This is a genomic window from Peptacetobacter sp. (assembly GCF_029264495.1).
GTDB lineage: Bacteria > Bacillota > Clostridia > Peptostreptococcales > Peptostreptococcaceae > Peptacetobacter.
Window position 1 is genome coordinate 1 of the sequence record NZ_JARIBH010000066.1, and the last position, 4,982, is coordinate 4,982.

Sequence of the window (4,982 nt, forward strand, 5' to 3'; positions counted from 1 at the left end):
TCTTATAAATGCTATTTTAAATGATTATAAAAATGTTAGTAGAAATAGTTTTAAGAATTTTGATGAAAATTTTTGTGATTATACTAATGAATATATTTTGGAAATGAATAGGAAAAAATATGAGTAAATATTTTCAAAAATAAATCTTAATAAAAATAATATCTAAAAAATATCCTAAAACTATGATAAAATAAAAAGGATAGTTATAAATAGAAAAGGAGAAAAAAATGGAAACAATTAACATAAACAAAGAAGTAAAGAAACCAAGACAAAAAGTATTAGATCCAACAAGACTAGAAGAACAAGAACAGTACATGGATAAAGTAAGAGAAATAAACGAAAAATGGGCAAAAGAAAAAGGTAGAAAACCTGTCGTGGGCTGCCAAACATTCGGATGTCAGATGAATGAACATGATTCAGAAGAACTAGCATACATGCTAGAAAGAATGGGATATGGAAAAACTGAAGAAATATATAAAGCAGATTTAATAATATATAACACATGTGCAGTAAGAGAAAATGCAGAAATGAAGGTATATGGAAATTTAGGTCAGCTTAAATTTACCAAAAGAAAAAATCCAGATGTAAAAATAGCTCTTTGTGGATGTATGATGCAGCAACCTCATGTTGTTGAAGAAATTAAGAAAAATCACAAACATGTAAATTTAATGTTTGGTACTCACAATTTATATAGATTCCCAGAATTAATGTATAAACAAATGACAACAGGAAAAAATATTGTTGAAGTTTGGGACAGCGAAGGTGAAATAATAGAGGGATTAAATAGTAATAGAAAATTTGAATTAAAAGCATTTGTAAATATAATGTATGGATGTAATAATTTCTGTACGTATTGTATAGTACCTTATACTAGAGGTAGAGAAAGAAGTAGAAATCCAAAAGATATATTAGATGAAATAAAAGAATTAGTAAAAAATGGTACAAAAGAAGTTACTTTATTAGGTCAAAATGTAAATTCATATGGAAAAACTCTTGAAAATCCAATGACATTTGCAGAACTTTTAAGAGAAGTAAATAAAATAGAAGGTCTTGAAAGAATAAGATTTATGACATCTCATCCAAAAGATATTTCTGATGAAGTTATATACGCTATGAGAGATTGCGAAAAAATTTGTGAATTCTTACATTTACCAGTACAGTGTGGAAGTACAAATCTTCTAAAGAAAATGAATAGACATTATACAAAAGAAGATTATTTAAAAATAGTAGAAAAAGTTAAAAAAGAAGTACCAGATGTAGCATTTAGTACAGATATTATGGTAGGTTTCCCAGGAGAAACTCTTGAAGATATACAAGATACTATAGATGTAATAGAAGAAACTAGATACGACTCAGCATTTACATTTATATATTCTAAAAGAGAAGGAACTCCTGCAGCAAAAATGGAAAATCAAATTCCAGAAGATGAAAAACATAGAAGATTTAATGAAGTTTTAGAGCATGTAAATAGAATTGCAAACGAAATAAATTATAGCTATCAAGATAAAATAGTTGAAGTACTAGTTGAAGGAAAAAGTGCTAAAGATGAAAATAGATACACAGGAAAAACTAGACAGAATAAAACTGTAAACTTTGATAGTGATAGAGAAGATTTAATAGGAAAATTAGTAAATGTAAAAATAACTCAACCAAGATCATTCTCTTTAAATGGAGAAATAGTAGAATAAAACAGATAAATTATAATTAAAATTATAGTATTATATATAATAGATGTTGTTTATGAAATCAAAGTAATAGTCTATTATAATAGATGCTGTTTATTAAATTAAAGTAATAGTCTATTATAATAGATGTTGCTTATGAAATTAAAGTAATAGTCTATTATAATAGATGTTGTTTATGAAATTAATGTAATAATCTATTTTATAAAATAGCGAATATATTATTTATAATTTAAGAAAGGAGTATTAATATGAAAAAAATTATAATACTTTTTGCAATGACGATGCTAGTTTTAACTGGTTGTGGTAAAAAAGACAATAATGATACATCAGAATTATATACAGAAGAAGAGTTAAAAGAACTTTCAGAAGTAAATGATAATTTTACAGACCTTAGACTTGAATCAGAATTAGAATGGTATAACGATTATATAACACCAATAAAAGAAAGTAATTGGAAAATGTCAAAAGAAGAACTAGAATCTATTTTAAAAATTGTTGAAGAAAAAAGAGAAGAAGTAAACTCAATAGATAAAAAAGAAATCAATAAATTTTTAGAATATAGATTTGACGAACTTACAAAAGATGAAGATGACAAAGGTTTAAGGGAAAGAATTGATAATGAAGAGAAAAAGATACCTATCGCTTTAAAAGGAATGAACAGTATTTTAGAAATAATTGAAAATGATATAAAATTAGGTTTAGATGGCAAATTTAGCTCAGATGATATAAGTAAAATCGAAAATTCATTTAGTCAGATAATTAAAATTTATGAAGATGAAATAGATTAGTTTAAATTTATGAAGATAAAACAAAATTATAATTAATACATTAAAAAATTCTAGCTTAAAAGTCTTTTTCTTTAGATATAGGAATGTATTAAAATATATAGAAGTTTGAATAAATTTTATAAGAAGGAAGTGTATTTGCAGTGGATAAAAATGTAGAATGGTTAAATGAAAAGAGAATAGAAAAAACTATAAAAGCTCTTGAAAATAACAAAATAAATGGATATTTTGTAAAAAATGAAGATGAACTTATAAAAACTATTGAAAAAATAGTTGCAAAAGATGCTACTGTTTCTTGTGGTGGTTCTATGACTCTTTTTGAAACAGGAATAATAGATTATTTAAGAAAAGGTAGATACAATTTTTTAGATAGATATGAAGAAGGATTAAGTGCAGAGGATATAAAAAATATATATAGAAAATCATTTTTTGCAGATGCTTATTTTGCCAGCACAAATGCGATTACAGAAAATGGAGAACTTTACAATGTAGATGGTAATGGAAATAGAGTAGCTGCAATGATATATGGTCCTGATAAAGTAATTATAATTGCAGGCGTAAATAAAATAGTTAAAAATGAAACAGAAGCAGTTGAAAGAGTAAAATGTATAGCTGCTCCAGCAAATGCAAAAAGATTAAATAGAGATACACCTTGTAGTGAAACTGGATATTGTGCATACTGTTCAAGTCCTGATAGAATTTGTTCAAGCTATGTAACTATAAGAAAACAATCTCAAAAAGGTAGAATACATGTTATACTTCTTAACAAAAATTTAGGGTATTAGTAATTATTTAGATAAGATTAATGATTAATTTAAGATTAAATTAATATTATTAAAAATATATTTATACTTAAAAAAGAAATTTAGGTGATGATATTATGAAAAAAGTAAAATTTATATACAATCCAAACTCTGGAGAGAAAAAGCTTGCTGGAAAGTTAGATAGTATTATAAGAATATATCAAAAAAATGGATACACAATGATACCATATAGACTTGATTATGATATACCTGCTGGAGCTTCTTTAGAGGATGTAGATGATTCATATGATCATATTGTAATTTGTGGTGGAGATGGAACTGTTGATTTGATGGTAAATGAACTGAAAAGAAAAAATATAGATATACCAATAGGAATAATTCCATCAGGGACAGCAAATGATTTTGCAAATGCACTAGGATTAGAACATATTCCAGAAGAGGCAATAAAAAACATTATAAGTTCAAAACCTAAAAAAATAGATTTAGGAAGAGTAAATAATAAATATTTTGTAAATGTAGCAAGTGCAGGAATGTTTACAGATGTTTCTCAGAAAATAAACAATGATATAAAAAATTCTTTTGGAAGAATTACATACTATATAAAAGGTATGGAAGAAGCAATGTCTATGAGAGAATTTTATATAGATGTTAAATCAGAAGAAGTAAATTATTCTGGAAATATGTATTTAATGTTGGTATTCAATGGAAAAACAGCAGGAAATATAAATTTAGCATATAAAGCAGAAGTAGACGATGGATATTTAGATGTAATTATATTTAAAGGAATGCCTCTACCTAAAACCATACCTGTTTTGATTGGTGTGTTAAAAGGTGAACATTTAGATTTTGAGACTGATAATGAAATTTTATATTTTAAAACTAAAAAAGTTAATATAAAATGTGATGATGATTTGATAACAGATATTGATGGTGAAAAAGGACCAGATTTTCCACTTGAAATAGAGTGTATAAAAGATTCATTAAGTATTTTAGGAATAGAATATTAAGTATAAAATAGAAATTTATTAATGGAATAGAGACTTGATAGGTCTCTATTTTTTATAAAAAATATCGAGATAAATTAGCTGGTATAGTTAGAAATGAATTAACAAAAGGCATATATCAAGGTAAATCAAGTCAAAATATATCATAATAATTTAAAAAAGGAAGTAATAGGACTACAAATGAAAGATGGAATTGAAATAAAAGAAGTTGCATACTATTTTTCAAGTATGTCTATAGGTACACATGATTGGGATAATAAAAATAATTCAAAAGAAATTATGAAAAAACTTAATCATATGCATGTTCCCAAAGAAAAAATTATAGAATGTATTAGTAATGGAAACTTACTAAAAGAATCGAAAAAAAGTAGAGTATATGAATATAATGGTTATACAATATCAATCAATCCTAAAACTGGTAAATTTATACAGTGCAATCCTATAAAGAAAGAAAATAAAATGCTATTTGGTTTGAATAATAATGAATTAGAATATTTAAAACAATGCAATGAAAAATTAAAAGAGCGATAGAAAAAGAAGATTATTATGAACTTCAAAATGAGATGTATTTTTATTTAGAAGAAGATGATTGTATGTATTATGATGAAAGTGATGAAAATTGGTATACTGAAAAAGGACATTATATTCAAAATCTATATGATAAAATAATAAACTGATATGAGAAAACATATGAAAAATAGTTTTAAAAGCATTTTAACAGAGAATTGTTAAGGTGCTTTTTTT

5 protein-coding genes are annotated in these 4,982 nt (G+C 24.9%); all 5 read left to right on the forward strand.

Annotated features, from left to right (window positions below):
- Positions 1 to 314: 314 nt before the first annotated feature.
- The 5 genes from miaB (at position 315) to Q1J78_RS06035 (ending at position 4,769) form a co-directional block, all read left to right on the forward strand.
- A complete protein-coding gene (gene miaB / locus Q1J78_RS06015) occupies positions 315 to 1,688 on the forward strand; it encodes a tRNA (N6-isopentenyl adenosine(37)-C2)-methylthiotransferase MiaB (protein ID WP_300280446.1) in 1,374 nt (457 codons plus the stop codon).
- A gap of 245 nt (positions 1,689 to 1,933) precedes the next feature.
- Positions 1,934 to 2,473 (forward strand): hypothetical protein, encoded by a 540-nt coding sequence (locus Q1J78_RS06020; protein WP_300280435.1) that lies wholly within the window; start codon positions 1,934 to 1,936, stop codon positions 2,471 to 2,473.
- Positions 2,474 to 2,613: 140 nt separating this feature from the next.
- A complete protein-coding gene (locus Q1J78_RS06025; RefSeq protein WP_300280438.1) occupies positions 2,614 to 3,255 on the forward strand; it encodes a lactate utilization protein in 642 nt (213 codons plus the stop codon).
- A gap of 95 nt (positions 3,256 to 3,350) precedes the next feature.
- A complete protein-coding gene (locus tag Q1J78_RS06030) occupies positions 3,351 to 4,241 on the forward strand; it encodes a YegS/Rv2252/BmrU family lipid kinase (protein ID WP_300280440.1) in 891 nt (296 codons plus the stop codon).
- A 177-nt stretch (positions 4,242 to 4,418) separates the two neighbouring features.
- On the forward strand, positions 4,419 to 4,769 hold the full coding sequence (locus Q1J78_RS06035; protein WP_300280443.1) for a hypothetical protein: 351 nt from the start codon (positions 4,419 to 4,421) through the stop codon (positions 4,767 to 4,769).
- Positions 4,770 to 4,982 lie beyond the last annotated feature (213 nt).

Coding starts and splice junctions, on each gene's coding strand:
- miaB (WP_300280446.1), top strand. CDS start 315: ATGGATAAAGTAAGAGAAATAAACGAAAAATGGGCAAAAGAAAAAGGT.
- Q1J78_RS06020 (WP_300280435.1), top strand. CDS start 1,934: ATGAAAAAAATTATAATACTTTTTGCAATGACGATGCTAGTTTTAACT.
- Q1J78_RS06030 (WP_300280440.1), top strand. CDS start 3,351: ATGAAAAAAGTAAAATTTATATACAATCCAAACTCTGGAGAGAAAAAG.
- Q1J78_RS06035 (WP_300280443.1), top strand. CDS start 4,419: ATGAAAGATGGAATTGAAATAAAAGAAGTTGCATACTATTTTTCAAGT.